The 17,846-nt window shown below is 54.2% G+C and carries 18 protein-coding genes; 9 read left to right on the forward strand and 9 right to left on the reverse strand.

What is annotated here, in order from left to right; genetic code table 11:
* The first annotated feature begins 10 nt into the window (after positions 1-10).
* Positions 11-3,112, forward strand: coding sequence for an efflux RND transporter permease subunit (locus tag QMG27_RS05720; RefSeq protein WP_281814181.1), 3,102 nt, complete (start codon positions 11-13; stop codon positions 3,110-3,112).
* A gap of 47 nt (positions 3,113-3,159) precedes the next feature.
* On the opposite strand, the gene glp is transcribed toward QMG27_RS05720, so the two are convergent.
* Genes glp through moaA form a run of 3 tightly spaced genes read right to left on the reverse strand, consistent with a single transcriptional unit; the run spans position 3,160 to position 6,266 of the window.
* Positions 3,160-4,443, reverse strand: coding sequence for a gephyrin-like molybdotransferase Glp (glp, locus tag QMG27_RS05725; RefSeq protein ID WP_281814184.1), 1,284 nt, complete (start codon positions 4,441-4,443; stop codon positions 3,160-3,162).
* Positions 4,440-5,078: a molybdenum cofactor guanylyltransferase MobA gene (gene mobA / locus QMG27_RS05730; RefSeq protein ID WP_281814187.1), complete on the reverse strand. Its 639-nt coding sequence runs from the start codon at positions 5,076-5,078 to the stop codon at positions 4,440-4,442. The genes glp and mobA overlap by 4 nt, the downstream gene beginning before the upstream one ends.
* Before the next feature lie 24 nt (positions 5,079-5,102).
* A complete protein-coding gene (moaA, locus tag QMG27_RS05735) occupies positions 5,103-6,266 on the reverse strand; it encodes a GTP 3',8-cyclase MoaA (RefSeq protein ID WP_281814189.1) in 1,164 nt (387 codons plus the stop codon).
* A gap of 110 nt (positions 6,267-6,376) precedes the next feature.
* Between moaA and QMG27_RS05740 the strand changes: the two genes are divergently transcribed.
* The gene (locus tag QMG27_RS05740; RefSeq protein ID WP_281814191.1) at positions 6,377-6,520 is read left to right on the forward strand and encodes a DUF3149 domain-containing protein; all 144 of its coding nucleotides are present in this window, start codon (positions 6,377-6,379) and stop codon (positions 6,518-6,520) included.
* 94 nt (positions 6,521-6,614) lie between these two features.
* Positions 6,615-7,142, forward strand: coding sequence for an inorganic diphosphatase (ppa, locus tag QMG27_RS05745; protein WP_281814194.1), 528 nt, complete (start codon positions 6,615-6,617; stop codon positions 7,140-7,142).
* Between the two features lie 56 nt (positions 7,143-7,198).
* Here the strand turns inward: ppa and QMG27_RS05750 are convergent, their stop codons facing one another.
* Positions 7,199-8,374, reverse strand: a complete 1,176-nt coding sequence (locus tag QMG27_RS05750; RefSeq protein ID WP_281814197.1) for a GNAT family N-acetyltransferase — start codon at positions 8,372-8,374, stop codon at positions 7,199-7,201.
* 44 nt (positions 8,375-8,418) lie between these two features.
* Here QMG27_RS05750 and QMG27_RS05755 point away from each other — a divergent pair, with 44 nt between their 5' ends.
* Positions 8,419-10,113 (forward strand): NAD+ synthase, encoded by a 1,695-nt coding sequence (locus QMG27_RS05755; protein ID WP_281814200.1) that lies wholly within the window; start codon positions 8,419-8,421, stop codon positions 10,111-10,113.
* Between the two features lie 36 nt (positions 10,114-10,149).
* Entirely contained in the window at positions 10,150-10,488 is a 339-nt protein-coding gene (locus QMG27_RS05760) for a P-II family nitrogen regulator (protein ID WP_104797326.1), read from the forward strand.
* 74 nt (positions 10,489-10,562) lie between these two features.
* On the opposite strand, the gene QMG27_RS05765 is transcribed toward QMG27_RS05760, so the two are convergent.
* The 5 genes from QMG27_RS05765 to QMG27_RS05785 are packed head-to-tail and all read right to left on the reverse strand — an operon-like array spanning position 10,563 to position 13,317.
* Entirely contained in the window at positions 10,563-11,150 is a 588-nt protein-coding gene (locus tag QMG27_RS05765; RefSeq protein WP_281814204.1) for a TIGR00730 family Rossman fold protein, read from the reverse strand.
* Complete coding sequence (locus tag QMG27_RS05770; protein WP_281814207.1) at positions 11,147-11,656, reverse strand: RDD family protein; 510 nt, start codon at positions 11,654-11,656, stop codon at positions 11,147-11,149. Before QMG27_RS05770 ends, QMG27_RS05765 begins: the two co-directional genes overlap by 4 nt.
* Positions 11,653-12,306, reverse strand: coding sequence for a DUF3106 domain-containing protein (locus QMG27_RS05775; RefSeq protein ID WP_348773627.1), 654 nt, complete (start codon positions 12,304-12,306; stop codon positions 11,653-11,655). The genes QMG27_RS05770 and QMG27_RS05775 overlap by 4 nt, the downstream gene beginning before the upstream one ends.
* 7 nt (positions 12,307-12,313) lie before the next feature.
* Entirely contained in the window at positions 12,314-12,754 is a 441-nt protein-coding gene (locus tag QMG27_RS05780) for a DUF3619 family protein (RefSeq protein WP_281814210.1), read from the reverse strand.
* Complete coding sequence (locus tag QMG27_RS05785; protein ID WP_281814213.1) at positions 12,751-13,317, reverse strand: RNA polymerase sigma factor; 567 nt, start codon at positions 13,315-13,317, stop codon at positions 12,751-12,753. The genes QMG27_RS05780 and QMG27_RS05785 overlap by 4 nt, the downstream gene beginning before the upstream one ends.
* 261 nt (positions 13,318-13,578) lie before the next feature.
* Between QMG27_RS05785 and QMG27_RS05790 the strand changes: the two genes are divergently transcribed.
* The 4 genes from QMG27_RS05790 (at position 13,579) to pssA (ending at position 17,824) form a co-directional block, all read left to right on the forward strand.
* Entirely contained in the window at positions 13,579-15,351 is a 1,773-nt protein-coding gene (locus tag QMG27_RS05790; protein ID WP_281814216.1) for an acetolactate synthase 3 catalytic subunit, read from the forward strand.
* 17 nt (positions 15,352-15,368) lie between these two features.
* Positions 15,369-15,860 carry an acetolactate synthase small subunit gene (gene ilvN / locus QMG27_RS05795; protein ID WP_281814218.1) on the forward strand — a complete coding sequence of 164 codons (492 nt, stop codon included), beginning with the start codon at positions 15,369-15,371 and terminating at the stop codon, positions 15,858-15,860.
* Between the two features lie 37 nt (positions 15,861-15,897).
* Positions 15,898-16,914: a ketol-acid reductoisomerase gene (gene ilvC, locus QMG27_RS05800; RefSeq protein WP_281814221.1), complete on the forward strand. Its 1,017-nt coding sequence runs from the start codon at positions 15,898-15,900 to the stop codon at positions 16,912-16,914.
* Positions 16,915-17,020: 106 nt separating this feature from the next.
* Complete coding sequence (gene pssA, locus QMG27_RS05805; protein ID WP_281814223.1) at positions 17,021-17,824, forward strand: CDP-diacylglycerol--serine O-phosphatidyltransferase; 804 nt, start codon at positions 17,021-17,023, stop codon at positions 17,822-17,824.
* The last annotated feature ends 22 nt before the right edge of the window (positions 17,825-17,846 follow it).

Below are 17,846 nucleotides of genomic sequence, written 5' to 3' on the forward strand. Positions count from 1 at the left end.
AAGAGCTCACATGCAGTTGCCTGAGATTTCTATTCGTCGTCCGGTGTTCGCCACCGTGCTCTCACTCCTCATTGTGCTGGTGGGAGTGGTGTCGTTCAGTCGGCTAAACGTGCGCGAATATCCCAAGATTGATAACCCCGTGGTGACGGTAGAGACCAAATACACCGGCGCTTCGAGTGCCGTGGTGGAGTCTCAAGTGACCAAGGTCTTAGAGGATTCACTGTCTGGCATTGAAGGTGTGGATGTCATCACCTCTTTGAGTCGTCAAGAGCAAAGTCAAATCACCGTGAACTTTGTGCTTTCACGGGATGCAGATTCCGCCGCAGCCGATGTGCGAGACAAAGTCAGCCGTGTGCGTCAGCGCTTACCGCAAGGGATTGACGAGCCAGTGATCGCCAAGGTGGAAGCTGATGCGTTTCCTGTGATTTGGTTGTCCTTCAGCGCAGACACCTTGAACGTGTTGCAGCTCACAGACTACGCCAATCGAATTGCCAAACCCATGTTGCAAACCGCTCCCGGTGCTTCAGATGTGCGTGTGTATGGCGAGCGCAAATACGCCATGCGCATTTGGCTCGATCCCGATCGACTGGCAGCCTACAAACTGACCACACAAGATGTAGAGGATGCATTGCGTCGCTCGAATGTCGAAGTGCCAGCTGGCCGTATTGAGAGCAAGTTACGTGAATTCAACGTCACCGCATCGACTGATTTACAAACCCCACAAGAATTCACCAATGTGGTGATCAAATCAGTCAATGGCATTCAGGTGCGCATTGGTGATGTCGCGCGTGTGGAGCAGGGGCCACAGCTCGAGCGTACGGCCACACGATTGAATGGCAAAGATGCCATTACCCTGGGCGTGATTCGCAATGCCACTGCAAATCCATTGGATTTGAGTGCAGCCGTGCGCAACATGATTCCTAAGATCAAAGAGAACTTGCCACCTGGAGTTGAGATTGAGGTTGCCAATGACAACTCGGTGTTCATTGATCGATCAATCAAGGCGGTCTATCAGACCATTTTGGAAGCCGCTGTCTTGGTGGCTCTGGTCATCTTTGTGTTCTTACGCACGCTGCGTGCATCCATCATTCCGTTGGTCACCATTCCCGTATGTTTGATCGGCACATTTGCGTTGATGGCCATGTTTGGCTTCACGGTCAATACGCTGACCATGCTGGCGCTTGTGTTAGCTATTGGTTTGGTGGTGGATGACGCGATCGTGGTTCTCGAAAACATCTATCGCCACATTGAAGAGGGCATGTCGCCGTTTCATGCGGCGATCAAAGGCGCCAAGGAAGTAGGCTTTGCCGTGGTAGCCATGACCATGACCTTGGCCGCTGTGTATGCGCCATTGGCCTTCACGCCAGGACGCACTGGTAAGTTGTTTACCGAATTTGCTTTGGCTTTAGCGGGCTCGGTGGTGGTGTCGGGTTTTGTGGCTTTGACCTTGTCACCCATGATGTGCTCGATCATGCTCAAGCACAGCCACAACCCGAGTTGGTTTGATCGCACCATGGAAGTACAACTCCAGCGTATTTCCAATGCTTATGGTCGTTTGTTGAAATGGACTTTGTCGCAGGGTGTTGTTTTTGGACGCGTGATGTCTCGTCGTTGGTTGGTGGTCGGTGTGATGGTGCTGGCTGGTATTGGTACGTGGACCTTGCTCAAAACCACCAAGAGTGAATTGGCGCCGATGGAGGACCGTGGTGTGATTTTGACGGTCATCAACGGACCTGATGGTGCCACGATGGACTACACCACGCGCTACACCTTGGCCCTAGAAAAAATGGCCGACAAATACACCGAGTTCGATCGAATTTTCACAGTGGTCGGTAACCCAACAGTGGCGCAAGGTAACGTGTTTTACCGAGCCAGGCCTTGGGAAGAGCGTAAGAAGACCACCTTGGAGATCGCGCGGGATATGACGCCGGCGGTCGCTGGGTTGCCAGGTGTGACAGCTTTCCCAATCACGCCTCCTTCGCTGGGACAGCCGTTTCGTGAGCGTCCATTGAACTTTGTGATCTTGACGTCGGACAGTTATCAAAACTTGGCGCAAGTGGTGCGTAGTTTTCAAGAGGAAATTGCGAAGAACCCAGGCATTGTGAGTGTGGACACTGATCTTCGCTTGAACAAGCCAGAAATCAGCATGGAGGTCGACCGCGAGCGCGCCGCTGATATGGGGGTGCCCGTGGAACAAATCGCCCGTGCGGTAGAAACCATGATGGGTGGACGCCAAGTGACCCGTTACAAGCGTGAGGGTGACCAATACGATGTGATTGTGCAAACTGCATCGACGGGTCGAGATACTCCCGACGACATCGAGCGTGTATTTGTTCGAGGCAAAGGCGATGCCATGATTCCGCTGTCAGCGTTGGTGAAGATCAAAGAGGTGGTGGTTCCCCGAGAGTTGAATCACTTTAGCCAGCGCCGTAGCGCATCCATCAGCGCCAACTTGTCGCCCACGTATTCGCTGGGTGAGGCCATCGCTTTCATGAATGCCACTGCGCAGAAAGTGCTCAAGCCGGGGTACTCGACAGACCTCAACGGCACTTCTCGCGAGTTCGTTAAATCATCGGGTTCGTTGGTGGTGGTGTTTGTGCTGGCGCTTTTGTTTATTTTCTTGGTGCTGGCGGCGCAGTTCGAAAGTTTTGTCGATCCGCTGGTCATCATGCTCTCGGTTCCGTTGTCGATGGTGGGGGCACTGCTGGCCCTGCAGTTCAGCGGCGGAACGCTCAACGTGTTCAGTCAGATTGGTCTCATCACCTTGGTGGGGTTGATCACCAAGCACGGCATTTTGATTGTGGAGTTTGCGAATCAGCTGCGGCATGAAGGCATGGAGCTGTTTGAAGCTGTCACGCAATCTGCCACATTGCGGTTACGTCCGATTTTGATGACTACGGGGGCGATGGTGCTCGGTGCTATTCCCTTGGCTTTGGCTTCCGGTGCGGGCGCTGAAAGCCGCAAACAAATTGGTTGGGTCATTGTGGGCGGCATGAGCTTGGGGACTTTGCTCACCATCTTTGTGGTGCCCACCATGTACACCTTGTTTGCACGCCAAAAAGTGCCAGGCGCGATTGATGTGCGCCATGAAGATGAGGACGTGGGTGCCTGACACCCACCTTCGAATTCACGCTTGACGCTTGGCGTGGATGAGGGCGCTTAAATAGAGCCTTCAAACATCATCACATCCACCTCATCGCCTATCGCGACATTGCCTTGGTTGTGATGCAGCACGATGAGACCATTGCCTTGCACCATCGAGCTCAGCACGCCTGAGCCTTGGTTGCCTGTGGTGCGCACTTGCAGCGTGCCGTCGATTGCGCTGCTGACAAAGCCACGTTGGTATTCGGTGCGGCCTGCTTTTTTTCGCAGGGGTTCTAAGCATTTGGCGCGCAACAGTGGCGCAGGTTGGGCGGTGCTGCCCATCATGCGCAGCAGAGCAGGGCGCACAAAGGCAAGGAAGGTGACCATCACCGCCACGGGGTTGCCGGGCAAACCAAACAGCACCGACTTGCCAATGCGCCCCACAGCCATGGGGCGGCCAGGACGCATGGCGATTTTCCAAAACGCCACATCGCCAAGCTTTTTCATCATGGCTTTGGTGAAGTCTGCTTCGCCCACGCTCACGCCGCCGCTGGTGATGATGGCATCGGCTTCTTGTGCGGCTTTCGCAAAGGCAGCCTCTAAGAGTGCAGGATCGTCACGCACCACACCCATGTCTATGACTTCGCAGCCTAGGCGTGTGAGTAGGCCAAACACGGTGTAGCGGTTGCTGTCGTACACAGCGCCTTCGCGGGGGGCGTCACCCAAGCTCAACACTTCATCACCGGTGGAGAAGTAGGCCACGCGCAAACGGCGGTGTACGCGCACATCGGGAAGGCCAAGGCTCGCGATCAGCCCCAAGGCTGCGGGCGTGAGGTGTTGACCCGCCTTTAAAGCAGGCTGGCCTTGCATCAGGTCTTCACCCAACAAGCGGCGGTTGTCACCGGCTTTCAAGATGTTGGGCGGTATGGTGACGGTGGTCACATCGTGTGCGTTCTCAATTTGGCAGAACTCTTGAGGCACGACAGTGTCTAAGCCATCGGGCATGATGGCGCCTGTCATGATCTTGAGGCATTCGCCGGCATTCACTTTGCCTTGCCACGCTTTGCCAGCCAATGCCGTGCCCACCACGCGCAGCGTGAGTGGCTGGTTCGCTTGCAGCTGCGCGGCGTCGAATGCAAAGCCATCCATGGCAGAGTTGTTGTGCGCGGGCACGCTGATGGGGGAGATGACATCCTTGGCAAGTACGCGACCGAGGGCGTCGAACAAAAACACGTCTTGCGATTCATCGACCGAAACCGGTTGCACCAGTTCGTGCAAGAACGCGTTGACTTGGTCGACGCTCAACGCTTGTGGGTCGTAGCCTTGCAGGGCTGCTGCAATGTCGTCAATACTTTTCATGGCGCGGCGTTTTCCAAAGCTTGCAGTTCAGTCAAGGTGTTGACGTTGGCAAAAGCCAGCGGGTCATCGCTCTTGCTATTAAATGGAACGACAACTGTTTTGTGTTGCGCGGTCCAAGCGTCAATCTTGCGGCCACCGCTGTGGGTGAACTTGACCAAGCTTTCAGACAACTCAATCTTCATCAAACAAAATACAGGTTGTGTGCGAACTTGTGTGTGGCCGTGTTCGTCGGTTTCAGGTGCTGCGGCCATGGCAATGTCTGCGTCTTCACGGACCAAGGCTTCGGCCAAGCGCTCAGCCAAATCAAGCGGCAGACGCGGGGTGTCACATGGGACGGTGAGTACATAGGGCGTTTCAGCCCGCTCTAGCCCCACCAAGAAGCCTGACAAGGGGCCTGCAAAGTCAGCCGATGCATCAGGCCAGACGGCAGCCCCAAAGGACTCGTAGGCTGAGAGGTTACGGTTGGCGTTGACCATCACGCTTTGCACTTGCGGGCCTAAGCGCATGAGTGTGTGCAGGGCCAGCGGGATGCCATTGAAGTTTTGCAAGCCTTTGTCCACGCCGCCCATGCGGCTGCCTCGTCCTCCGGCCAAGATCAGGCCAGTGATGTCTTGAGGGGAGATGGTGTGCGTCATGTGTACGTTCTATGGGGGTGTGGTTTAGCCGCCGATGTAGCTCATTTCAACCCGTCGCACGGCAGGTGCGTTCTCGGCAGGCATAGAGGCGCGTAGTTCTGAATAGCGGTCGTCGCGCTTGTGCCAAATGTGACCAATGGCAGAGGCTATGTCGGCATCGCTGGCTTGTTGATCACGCATGAGTGTGCGCAAATCGTAGCCTTGCGTGGCAAACAAACACAGGTAGAGCTTGCCTTCGGTCGAAAGGCGTGCGCGGTTGCAGTCGCGGCAAAACGCTTGGGTGACACTGCTGATGACGCCCACTTCACCCAAGGTTGGGTCAAACACGCCCGCTGCGTTGGCATAGCCCCAGCGCTGAGCTGTTTCGCCTAGGGCGCTGGCCTCTAGGGCTACCAGTGGAAATTCCTGCTGGATGTGTTGGATAACTTCGGCAGAGGGCATCACCTCGTCCATGCGCCAACCGTTGGTCGCGCCCACATCCATGTACTCAATAAATCGCAGGGTGATGCCGCTGCCGCGGAAGTGGCGAGCCATGGGCAAGATTTGGTCGACGTTGGTGGTGCGCTTGACCACCATATTGACTTTGAGGCCGGTCAGTTGACCATGGGCGTCTATTCCCAACCCCGCGTCTTTGGCGGCGGCAATGCCGTCGAGCACATCGGCCACGGGAAAGTCCACATCGTTCATGGCGCGGAACACGGCGTCGTCTAGGCCATCTAGGCTCACCGTCACGCGGTTCAAGCCCGCGTCTTTGAGTGACTTGGCTTTGCGCGCCAGGAGCGAACCGTTGGTGGTGAGGGTGAGGTCTAAGGGCGTGCCGTCAGGTGTTTGGATGTTGGCGAGTTGCTCGACCAGTATTTCAAGGTTCTTGCGCAGCAGCGGCTCACCGCCTGTGAGGCGAATTTTGCGCACGCCGTGGGCCACAAACACTTTGGCCAGACGCGTGATTTCTTCAAAGTTCAGCAAGTCGCCGTGGGGCAAGTAGGCGTAGTCTTTGTTGAACACCTCTTTGGGCATGCAGTAGTTGCAGCGAAAGTTGCAACGGTCGGTCACGCTGATGCGCAGATCGTGCAGTGGGCGGCCCAAGCTGTCGCTCAAGAGCCCAGTGGCCGCAATGGGAAGGGCTGGCACAGAGGCCGCGAGGGCTCGCAGGCGTTGGTCGACCAGGGGAATCACGCGTTCAGACATGGTTTGGATTGTGCCCGAGTCACGATTCCCCTAAGCCTTGATGTAGATCAGTGCGCCAGACCCCTAAACAAGGCAAAGTAAGCGCATTGCAATACAGACAGGAGAGCTTCATGAAAGCATTGATCGATCTTTTTTCCACCGACTACGGCCTGATGAGCGTGGGCGTGATTGCCTTTGTGCTGGTGATGGCGGTCTACTTTTTGCGCGTTTTCATGGGCTTGATGGACGAAACCGGCAAAAGTACCCACGAATAAGGGTTCCAAAGACAGCACAGAGACGCAAGCCCCGTGAAAGTAAAATCGGGGCTAATCTTCTGTGTTTCTTTTTTAACTTTTATAACTAGACACCATGTCCCTGAATCAAGTCACCCCCGGTAGCAAAGTTCCTGAAGCCTTCAACGTGATCATCGAAATCCCGATGAACTCAGACCCTGTGAAGTACGAAGTCGATAAAGAGTCTGGTGCTCTGTTCGTGGACCGCTTCATGGGTACGGCCATGCATTACCCCACCAACTACGGTTATGTGCCACAAACCATCGCTGGCGACGGCGATCCTGTGGACGTGTTGGTGATGACACCTTTCCCATTGCCTCCCGGCGTGGTGGTGCCTTGCCGTGCGTTGGGCATCTTGTTGATGGAAGACGAAGGCGGCGTGGACGGCAAAGTGTTGGCTGTGCCCACCGAGAAAATCTTGGCCCGTTACAGCAACATCAAGTCGTTGGCTGACATCCATGAGTTGCAATTGCAACAGATCGCCCACTTCTTTGAACACTACAAAGACCTCGAAAAAGGCAAGTGGGTCAAGGTCAAAGGCTGGGAAGGCATTGAGTCTGCCCACAAAGAAATCTTGGACGGTATTGCCAATTACAAGAAGTGATTCTTGGTTGAGTCCATCGAAAGCCCGCTGCCAGCGGGCTTTTTTACGCCTGCGTTTTATTGGGGTTCGTGACGCTTGAAGGGGCTGCGTTCGGCCAAATGGTTGAGGTAGTGGCTCACGCCTGCTGACTCGCGCTCAAGGTATCGCTCCACCGCATCTGCAAACGCGGGGTGGGCGAGCCAATGCGCGCTGTAGGTGGCCACGGGCATGAGGGCGCGGGCCATTTTGTGTTCACCTTGCGCCCCGCCTTCGAAGCGCTGTACGCCGTTGGCAATACACCAGTCCAGTGGCTGGTAGTAGCAAGCCTTGAAATGTAGGCAATCCACGCGCTCTAACGCGCCCCAGTAGCGGCCATAAGCGACAGCCTGTGGTGTGCCCAAGTCTTGTACGGCCACCAAGCTGCTGGCGATGGCGTGGCCTTCGCGTTCGGCCACAAACAATACCCAGTTGTGGTGCATGTGGTGTTGCATGTGCTCAAAGAATTCGCGGCTCAGGTAGGGCGCGTTGCCGTGTTCAAGGTAGGTGCGTTCGTAGCATTGGTAGAAAAAGTCCCAATCTTTTGTGCTGATGTCTGCACCTAGCGAGGTGCGAAACGTCACACCTGCATCGGCGACACGGCGACGCTCTTGCTTGATCTTTTTGCGTTTCTCTTGGGACAGGCTCGCTAAGAAGGCGTCGAAGCTTTCAAAGCGTTGGCCCTGCATATCGGCGTTGTGCCAATGGAACTGCACGGTTTGGCGTTGCATGAGACCAAGGGCATCGCAGGCTGCGCGGTCGTTGGGGCTGGTGAAGAGCAGATGCAATGACGAGAGCTCGTGCTGATGGGCCACCTCCAGCATGGCTTTGAGCAATGCTTGGCGAGCGTTTGCATCCACAGCCAATAAGCGTGACCCAGGTACAGGCGTGAAGGGGACAGCACAAGTGGCTTTTGGGAAGTAGTTCAGGCCGTGGTCGGCATAGGCGTTGGCCCATGCCCAGTCAAAGACGTATTCGCCGTAGGAGTGGTCTTTGATGTACAGCGCACTGGCGGCGGCCAAGGCGTCACCTTGCCAAAGAGTGACGAATTGTGGCGTCCAGCCTGTATCAGGCGTGGCACTGCCGCTGGTGTGCAAGGCCGCGAGGTAGGCGTGCTGCATGAAGGGCGAGGGCGCGTCTTGCTGTGCGAGCAGGGCATCCCATGCGGCGGCAGGGATATCGAGCGGACTCGCGTGGACGCGGATGACATAATCCATTTGCTTTTTTAGACCTGTTTTACTTTGGACACGTGCCTGCTGCCATGACTCTCAAAATTTGTGTTGCTCAATTGAATTTCGTGGTGGGCGACATGGCGGGTAACGCCCAGAAAATCATCGATTGCGCCACGACAGCCTATGCAAATGGTGCGCGGTTGGTGCTGACGCCCGAGTTGTCTTTGTGCGGCTACGCGGCGGAAGATTTATTCCTTCGCCCATCGTTCATTCAAGCCTGTGATGATGCCTTGAAAACGGTGTCCGCTGCTCTGAGCGGGTTAAAGGGCTTGCATGTGGTGGTGGGGCACCCATCGGGCGGTGACGAGCGCACGCGCTCGGTCTCGGTGCAGCGGCGTTTCAACATGGCGAGCGTGCTGTGCGAGGGCCAAGTGGTAGCGTCCTACGCCAAACGCGAGCTGCCCAACTACCAAGTGTTTGATGAGCGTCGTTATTTCGTGGCGGGTGACAAGCCTTGCGTGTTTGAGGTTGCTGGCACCAAAGTCGGTCTGCTGATTTGTGAAGACGCATGGTTTGATGCACCAGCGGTGGAGGCCAAAGCGGCAGGCGCTGAGCTGTTGGCCGTGATCAACGCGTCGCCTTTCCATGTGGGCAAAGGTGATGAACGCGAGCAGGCCATGCGTGGACGTGTGCAAGCCACGGGCTTGCCGTTGATTTATGCGCATTTGGTGGGTGGCCAAGACGAGGTGGTGTTTGAAGGCCGCTCGTTTGCGCTGAACGCCGATGGCACATTGGCTGCGCGTGCGCCTAGTTTTGAGGCGGCAGCATTCACTGTAGATGTGACGCATGAGCAATTAGCGCAGACCACATCTGGCCTCGGCTCGGTGAAGATTCATTTGTCGGGTGAAGTGGCTGAGGATGGTTCACTCGAAGCCGATTTATGGCACGCCCTTGTCTTGGGCGTGCGTGACTACATCGGTAAAAACGGTTTCCCCGGCGTATTGTTGGGATTGTCTGGCGGTATTGATTCAGCCTTGGTGTTGGCCATTGCTGTGGATGCTTTAGGTACAGACAAAGTACGCACGGTAATGATGCCATCGCCGTACACCGCCGAAATCAGCTGGGTCGATGCGCGGGACATGGCCAAGCGCTTGGGCGTTCGCTACGACGAGGTATCCATCGTGCCGGAGTTCGAGGCGTTTTTGGGTTCGCTCAAAGCTGACTTTGAAGGCACGCAGCTCGATACCACTGAAGAGAACATCCAAGCCCGTATTCGTGGCACGTTGCTGATGGCGTTGTCGAACAAATTTGGCTCTATTGTGCTGACCACGGGCAACAAGAGCGAAATGGCCACTGGTTATTGCACCTTGTATGGCGACATGGCCGGTGGTTTCGCCGTCATCAAAGACGTGGCCAAGACCTTGGTGTTCAAGCTGGCGCGTTGGCGCAATGCCCATGACCCTTATGGCACAGGTGTTGAGCCTATTCCGGAGCGCATCATCACGCGCCCACCTAGTGCTGAGTTACGCCCAGATCAAACTGATCAAGACAGCTTGCCCGCTTATGAGGTGTTGGACGAAATCGTTGCGCGCTTCATGGAGAACGACCAAAGCTCGGACGAGATCATCGCAGCAGGGTTCGAGCGGGCTGATGTGGAGAAAGTGACTCGATTGATTCGCATCAACGAATACAAACGCCGTCAATCCCCCGTGGGAATTCGGGTCACCCATCGCAGTTTTGGCAAGGATTGGCGTTATCCTATAACCAATAAGTTTCGTGCCTGATCTCAGGCCTTTTCATTGAACCCAAGGACTCGAACCATGAAGCAAATCACAGCCGTTATCAAACCATTCAAACTCGAAGAAGTGCGCGAAGCATTGGCTGAGTGTGGTGTGACGGGTTTGACGGTGACAGAGGTCAAAGGCTTTGGCCGTCAAAAGGGCCATACCGAGTTGTACCGTGGTGCAGAGTACGTGGTGGACTTTTTGCCAAAAGTGAAAATTGAAGTGACGGTGAAAGCTGCCGATGTGGACAACTGTGTCGACGCCATCGTGCGTGCAGCCCGCACTGGCAAGATTGGTGACGGCAAGATTTTCATCACGCCAGTCGAGCGCGTCGTGCGCATTCGCACAGGCGAGTTGGACGAAACTGCGATTTAATTTAGACGCGTCGTTCCCTATGACAAAAACCGCAGCCTGCGAAGGTCTGCGGTTTTTTTTGCGGGATTGTCGGTCTAGAGGTCTGCCAGTTTAGGCTCAGGGGAAAAGCCCGCAGCTTGCACCAGCTCTTCCAATAAGCTCACAGGCTCGTGCCCACTGCGAATCAAGTCCATTTGCCAATCGTTCAGAAAGCCTTGGTGGACGCTGTTTTGTGCAAAGGCCAGCAAGCCGTCGTAATAGCCTTGGGTGTTGAGCAGGCCGATAGGCTTGTCGTGGTAGCCCAACTGGCGCCAAGTCCACACCTCAAAGAACTCTTCAAAGGTGCCAATGCCACCGGGTAGGGCAAGGAACACATCGGCGCGTTCGGCCATCATGTGTTTGCGCTCGTGCATGGTGTCCACCACATGCAGCTCGGTGCAGGCGGTACGCGTGTTTTCTTTGGTTTGTAGCGCTTTAGGAATGATGCCTACCACACGGCCGCCCGCATCTGCGGTGGCTTGTGCCACGAGGCCCATCAAGCCGTTGTTGCCACCGCCGTAGACCAACTGCCCATTGTGTTGACCAATCCACGCGCCGACTTGGCGGGCGATATCTGCATATTCAGGTTGAGTGCCGTTGCGTGAGCCGCAGTAGACACAGACAGAGAAAGCAGGGGCGGTCATGTTGGCGTTTGGGGGTGAGGTTGGGGGCGTGCATCAATCAGTCGCGTACCTGCCAATGCATCGTGCCAAAACTGACGTTGTGGATGAAAACGGCTTAGTACAGCCCAGACGCTCACCCAGCCCAGGAACAAAACGGCTGTCTCACCGCCTGTGAGCGCATAGGGGGAGAGGATGGCTAGAGGTGGAAGAAACCATAGCCAGCTGAGTACATAGCGCATAAAAGCACGTTTTTGGGTTAATGCAGCACCATGCGCATCAACCACACGAATGTGCCAAGTTTTCATGGCTAAGGTTTGGCCCTTTTGTCCAAACCATGTGAAATAAATACCGATGACCAAAAACAGAAACGCTTGCAACCCGTGCCGGTTATTCAAGGCATGACGTGTTTGACTGAGTGTGCTGAATAAGTAACCAGAGATGAACAGGACGCCAAACAAAAGAAGTCCTTCGTATACCCAGCATGCCATCCTGCGGGGCAGGCTAGGTGCGGTGAACGATGCGCTCATTGGGCAACAGAGCTGCTATCTGAAGCACCATTGGCAGGCGCTGCATTTGTGATCGGTGTGGGCAGCAGTGTTGTCGGTGCGACTTGATCTGTGGCAATGCGTGGTAATGCTTTGTTTGCGCTAGCCGCAGGGGGAGTGGCCAATTTGGTTGCAGAAACAGGTTTGACCGCCGGTGCTGCTCCTAGCACGGGTTGAACCGATTGTTGTGAAGCGAGTTTTTGCTTAGCTTCTGGCGATAGGGCTTGGTAGGCCTCCCATTTGGCTTTTTTATCTTCTTGTAGAAGCTGTTTGGCGTCAGCGTAATTTAGGCGTGCAGCTGCGCGTTGTTGTGGGCTCAATGCTGCCCACTCGCGCATGCGCCCCTGCACGGTAGCTTGCTCGTCGCTTGAGAGCTGTGAAAAGTTTTGGGATACCGCTAGCCACTTGCGTTTATGTGGTTCGGTCATCGTTGGCCAGAGCTGGATCAAAGGAGCCAAGGCCTGCTGCTGTGATTCAGTTAAATCCATCCAAAGAGGTCGACCCGGCAGACTGGGGGCGGGTCTGGCTGCTGAGGTGGTTTGTGCGGTCGTTGGCTCGTGGCGCAAAAGCACCATGCCTCCCAGCAATAGCTGAACGGCTAAGGTGGCTGAAATTGCGCGGTAGTGCCACATGTGCGTCTTACTCTTTCGATTCACTCAAGGCGAGTGGGTTTTTCAAGAACTGAAGAAATCCGGGGTCTGCATAAGCTGAGGGAGGGAGATCATCAACCAGCAAGGCCGAGTCCACTTCGGCCAGTTCGTTGGCACGGTCATCGTCCATGATGTTTTGGATCAGCGCTAAGCCTGCAACCAGAGCGATAAGCGGCAACAAAGACGCCAAGCGACTCCAGATGTTCAAGCCTTCGTCGCTGCCAAAGTTCAGTAAGGCTGTACCGTTTTGCTGGACAAGGCCTGAGCTAGTTTGTAAGCGACTTTGTGGTTTTAGTCGTGCAGCAACAGCACGGGTGCGTGCAGCACGCAAACGCTCAGAAATGTCGTGGGGGAGTTCTAGACTTGCTGAATTCAAACGAGCAGCAATGCGCAAGCCAAACTCGTCTTGGGTATTTGCGGTATGTGTCATGGTTGAATTCCTTTGTTTTTGAGCGCTTTACTGAGTGCCAAAACGGCCCGTGAGCAGTGCGTTTTGACGCTTCCTTCGGAGCAGCCCATGGCTGCAGCTGTTTCGGAAACATCAAGATCTTCCCAGTAACGCAGCAAGAAGGCTTCTCGTTGACGTGCTGGCAAATTTTGTATTTCTTCTTCAATATCATGGACATTCGCGATACTGGCGAAGTTGTCCTCGGCGCTTTGGGTGGTTTGGCTGTCGTTGTCAACGGCCAAAGCCTCTAAAAGGTCGAATTCGCCTTCGTCTTTTTCGGAGTCGAAGTCGCTGAAATTGCTGAACAGTGCTTTGCGAGTTTTGTTCCGGCGGAACCAGTCCAGCGTTGTGTTTGACAAAATTCGGTGAAACAGCATGGGTAGCTCTTCAGCTGGCTTGTCGCCGTAGTGCTCAGCCAGCTTCATCATGCTGTCTTGAACGATGTCAAGGGCCGCTTCTTCGTCGCGAACATGGTAGACGGAGCGTTTGAAGGCTCGCTTCTCAACGCTCTTTAAAAAGTCTGACAGTTCTTGTTCGGTGGCCACTGACGATGGTTCTATGGTTTAAATCGGGCGCGATTATGGCACTTGCCAAGGGTTTTTGCGTGCTTAAGAATGAATTTGCCTCAGGAAAGTGCCATAATCAACGGTTGCAATTCGACACAAAAGGCAAACGGGTCTGGGTCCGACGCGAACCATGCGTCTATGGCTGAAGGTCCAAAGTTTCGATGCTGCCCCATAAGGGTTTGCAAAGAAGCACCCAAGGTTTTTCGTTGACGAAATTCACTCAGGTTAAAAGGTAAAAAAATGGAAACTACAAAGTCGGAATCGCATTCCGCATCCGCTACTGGCGGACACGTGCAAGAGCTGATGGGCGCCGAAATTTTGGTCAAAGCCCTCCAAGCTGAAAATGTCAAACACATTTGGGGCTACCCAGGTGGTTCGGTCCTCTACATTTACGACGCGCTTTACAAGCAAGACACCATGCAACATGTGCTCGTGCGTCACGAGCAGGCAGCTGTGCATGCCGCTGATGGGTATGCCCGTGCAACTGGCGATGTGGGCGTGGCATTGGTGACCTCGGGCCCTGGTGTCACCAATGCGGTGACCGGTATTGCCACGGCTTACATGGACAGCATTCCGATGGTCATCATCACCGGTCAAGTGCCCACGCATGCGATTGGTTTAGATGCTTTTCAAGAATGCGACACCGTGGGCATTACGCGACCCATTGTGAAACACAATTTTTTGGTCAAAGACGTTCGTGATTTGGCCATGACCATCAAGAAGGCATTCCATATTGCACGCAGTGGCCGTCCAGGTCCTGTGGTGGTCGATATTCCTAAGGACGTGTCATTCAAAAAAGCACCCTACGAAGGTTATCCGGCTGAAGTGCAAATGCGCTCATACAACCCTGTGCGCAAAGGCCACGGTGGTCAAATTCGCAAGGCCTTGCAGCTGTTGATGTCGGCCAAGCGTCCCTACATCTACACCGGCGGTGGCGTCTTGTTGAGCAATGCCTCGCAAGAGTTGCGCACTTTGGTGGATATGTTGGGGTACCCCGTTACCAACACCTTGATGGGCTTGGGGGCTTACCCTGCCAGTGCTCCCAAGTTTTTGGGGATGCTGGGCATGCACGGCACGATTGAAGCTAACAACGCTATGCAGCATTGCGATGTGTTGCTAGCAGTGGGTGCACGTTTTGACGATCGTGTGATTGGCAACCCTAAACACTTTGCCCAAAACGAGCGCAAGATCATTCACATTGATATCGATCCATCCAGCATTTCCAAACGTGTGAAGGTAGATATTCCAATCGTGGGTGACGTGAAGGACGTGTTGGTCGAGATGATCGACATGATCAAAGAGTCAGGCTTGAAGCCCGACGCCGGTGCATTGAGTGGTTGGTGGGAAACTATCGAAGGTTGGCGCAAGCGTGATTGTTTGAAGTATGACCGTGAGAACTCAGAAGTCATCAAACCTCAGTATGTGGTGGAGACTTTGCACAAGCTCACTAAAGGTACAGACACTTACATCACTTCCGATGTGGGGCAGCACCAAATGTGGGCGGCTCAATACTACGGCTTTGATGAGCCTCGTCGCTGGATCAATTCGGGCGGCTTGGGCACCATGGGCGTTGGCATTCCTTACGCGATGGGCATTAAGCTAGCCAAGCCTGACAGCGAAGTGTTCTGTATTACAGGTGAAGGTTCGGTACAGATGTGTATCCAAGAGCTGTCGACCTGCTTCCAGTACAACACGCCTATCAAGGTGATGGCATTGAACAACCGCTTCTTGGGTATGGTGCGTCAATGGCAAGAGATTGAATACTCGGGTCGCTATAGCAGCAGCTACATGGATGCGTTACCTGATTTCGTGAAATTGGCGGAAGCCTATGGTCATGTTGGTATGTTGATTGAGCGTCCTGAAGATGTCGAGCCAGCGATTCGCGAAGCTCGAAAACTCAAGGATCGTACGGTTTTTATGGATTTCCGTACAGATCCCACAGAGAACGTGTTCCCCATGGTGCAAGCCGGCAAGGGCATTACCGAAATGCTGCTCGGCAGCGAAGATCTCTGAACGGGAAGGATGACAACATGAAACACATCATTTCCCTGATGCTCGAAAACGAACCCGGTGCTTTGTCGCGTGTGGTGGGTTTATTCTCAGCCCGCGGTTACAACATTGAGTCTCTGACCGTGGCTCCTACCGAAGACCCCAGCTTGTCACGCATGACCATTCAAACACATGGCTCAGACGAGGTGATTGAACAAATCACCAAGCATTTGAACCGCTTGATTGAAGTAGTCAAAGTCGTTGACTTGACGGAAGGTGCTTACACCGAACGTGAGTTGATGCTTGTGAAAGTACGTGCTGTTGGCAAAGAGCGTGAAGAGATGAAACGCATGGCCGACATCTTCCGTGGCCGCATCATTGATGTGACCGAGAAGAGCTACACCATTGAGTTGACGGGTGACCTGTCTAAGAACGATGCGTTCTTAGAAGCAATTGACCGCAGCGCAATTCTCGAAACCGTTCGCACGGGCGCATGTGGCATTGGCCGCGGTGAACGTATCTTGCGCGTTTAAATTCAAACCTGTTCAAAGTATTTTTTAGGAGAACCCCGTGAAAGTTTTTTACGACAAAGATTGTGATCTGTCACTCATCAAAGGCAAAACAGTGGCCATCATTGGCTACGGCTCACAAGGCCATGCACACGCCCAAAACTTGAACGATTCAGGCGTCAAAGTGGTGGTGGGTTTGCGCAAAGGTGGCGCATCATGGGACAAAGTAGCCAAGGCCGGTTTGACCGTGATGGAAGTCAACGACGCTGTGAAAGCTGCTGACTTGGTCATGATCTTGTTGCCCGACGAAAATATCCCCGAGGTGTACAACAACAACGTTGCGCCCAACATGAAGCAAGGCGCTACTTTGGCTTTTGCTCACGGCTTTAACGTGCATTACAACCAAGTGGTGCCCCGCGCTGACTTGGACGTGATCATGGTCGCCCCCAAAGGCCCAGGTCACACCGTGCGTTCTGAATACCTCAAAGGCGGTGGTGTGCCTTCTTTGATCGCTGTGTACCAAGACAAGTCTGGCAAAGCCCGTGACTTGGCTTTGAGCTATGCCATGGCCAACGGTGGTGGCAAAGGCGGCATCATCGAAACCAACTTCAAAGAAGAAACCGAAACCGACTTGTTCGGCGAGCAAGCCGTGTTGTGCGGTGGCGCTGTTGAATTGGTGAAAATGGGCTTCGAGACTTTGACCGAAGCTGGCTACGCCCCTGAAATGGCTTACTTCGAGTGCTTGCACGAGTTGAAGTTGATCGTGGACTTGATGTACGAAGGAGGCATCGCCAACATGAACTACTCCATCTCTAACAACGCAGAGTATGGCGAGTACGTGACAGGCACCGAGGTGATCAACGAGAAATCTCGTGAAGCCATGCGCAACGCCTTGAAGCGCATCCAAACCGGTGAATACGCCAAGATGTTCATCTTGGAAGGGCGTACCAACTACCCAAGCATGACTGCACGTCGTCGCTTGAATGCTGAGCACGCCATTGAAACAGTGGGTGCCAAACTGCGCGCCATGATGCCTTGGATTTCCAAGAACAAACTGGTTGACCAAACCCGCAACTAAGCGGTCGCTTGTTGCACTGACAAAGGCCACTTCGGTGGCCTTTGTCTTTTTTGTGTGCAGTTGACGCAGCGCTTACACTGTAGGTCTAATTTTCGGAGCGATACGCATGTCAGAACCACAAGATCAAACAGAAGAATTTGTGCCACGCAAGCCCAGTAAGGGGGTGTATGTGTTGCCGAATCTGTTTACTTTGGCTGCTTTGTTTGGTGGTTTTTATGCCATTGTGATGGCGATGAATGGCCGCTACGAGCTGGCAGCGATTGGTGTGTTTTGCGCCATGGTGCTCGATAGTTTGGATGGTCGTGTCGCACGCATGACCAACACGCAGAGTGCATTTGGCGAGCAAATGGACTCGCTGGCTGATATGGTGTCATTCGGAGCGGCGCCTGCATTGATTTCATACGAGTGGGCTCTCAAAGGCTTGGGGCGTTGGGGCTGGGTGGCTGCGTTTGTGTACATCTCTTGTGCTGCTTTGCGTTTGGCTCGTTTCAATGTCAATACCGCAGTGGTCGACAAGCGCTTCTTTCAAGGTTTACCTTCTCCTGCCGCCGCTGCACTGGTGATGGGGTTCATGTGGCTGATGACTGAGATGGGCATCTCTGGTCCAGAGGTGGCTTGGCCGATGTTCGCTTGGTGTTTGTACTCAGGTTTGACCATGGTCACCAATGTGCCGTTTTACAGCTTCAAAGATGTGCAAATGAAGCAAAGCGTGCCGTTTGTGGTGATTGTCTTGATGGCGTTGATCATCGCTGTCATTACCATTCATCCTCCCATCGTCTTGTTTGCGTTGTTCATGTTTTACGGCTTGAGTGGCTACGGTTTATATGCATGGCGTCGTGCCAAAGGCATGCAAACCAGTGTGATTAGCACGTCGACTGACGAGCCTGATGAGGCAGGCTTGCACAAATAAGACACTTCTTCGCGCAAAGTGT

The organism is Limnohabitans sp. MORI2 (assembly GCF_027925025.1).
GTDB lineage: Bacteria > Pseudomonadota > Gammaproteobacteria > Burkholderiales > Burkholderiaceae_C > Limnohabitans.

Excerpts from the sequence above, each read along its gene's own strand:
- QMG27_RS05720 (WP_281814181.1), top strand. The coding sequence starts at position 11 with ATGCAGTTGCCTGAGATTTCTATTCGTCGTCCGGTGTTCGCCACCGTG.
- glp (WP_281814184.1), bottom strand. The coding sequence starts at position 4,443 with ATGAAAAGTATTGACGACATTGCAGCAGCCCTGCAAGGCTACGACCCA.
- mobA (WP_281814187.1), bottom strand. The coding sequence starts at position 5,078 with ATGACGCACACCATCTCCCCTCAAGACATCACTGGCCTGATCTTGGCC.
- moaA (WP_281814189.1), bottom strand. The coding sequence starts at position 6,266 with ATGTCTGAACGCGTGATTCCCCTGGTCGACCAACGCCTGCGAGCCCTC.
- QMG27_RS05740 (WP_281814191.1), top strand. The coding sequence starts at position 6,377 with ATGAAAGCATTGATCGATCTTTTTTCCACCGACTACGGCCTGATGAGC.
- ppa (WP_281814194.1), top strand. The coding sequence starts at position 6,615 with ATGTCCCTGAATCAAGTCACCCCCGGTAGCAAAGTTCCTGAAGCCTTC.
- QMG27_RS05750 (WP_281814197.1), bottom strand. The coding sequence starts at position 8,374 with ATGGATTATGTCATCCGCGTCCACGCGAGTCCGCTCGATATCCCTGCC.
- QMG27_RS05755 (WP_281814200.1), top strand. The coding sequence starts at position 8,419 with ATGACTCTCAAAATTTGTGTTGCTCAATTGAATTTCGTGGTGGGCGAC.
- QMG27_RS05760 (WP_104797326.1), top strand. The coding sequence starts at position 10,150 with ATGAAGCAAATCACAGCCGTTATCAAACCATTCAAACTCGAAGAAGTG.
- QMG27_RS05765 (WP_281814204.1), bottom strand. The coding sequence starts at position 11,150 with ATGACCGCCCCTGCTTTCTCTGTCTGTGTCTACTGCGGCTCACGCAAC.
- QMG27_RS05770 (WP_281814207.1), bottom strand. The coding sequence starts at position 11,656 with ATGAGCGCATCGTTCACCGCACCTAGCCTGCCCCGCAGGATGGCATGC.
- QMG27_RS05775 (WP_348773627.1), bottom strand. The coding sequence starts at position 12,306 with ATGTGGCACTACCGCGCAATTTCAGCCACCTTAGCCGTTCAGCTATTG.
- QMG27_RS05780 (WP_281814210.1), bottom strand. The coding sequence starts at position 12,754 with ATGACACATACCGCAAATACCCAAGACGAGTTTGGCTTGCGCATTGCT.
- QMG27_RS05790 (WP_281814216.1), top strand. The coding sequence starts at position 13,579 with ATGGAAACTACAAAGTCGGAATCGCATTCCGCATCCGCTACTGGCGGA.
- ilvN (WP_281814218.1), top strand. The coding sequence starts at position 15,369 with ATGAAACACATCATTTCCCTGATGCTCGAAAACGAACCCGGTGCTTTG.
- pssA (WP_281814223.1), top strand. The coding sequence starts at position 17,021 with ATGTCAGAACCACAAGATCAAACAGAAGAATTTGTGCCACGCAAGCCC.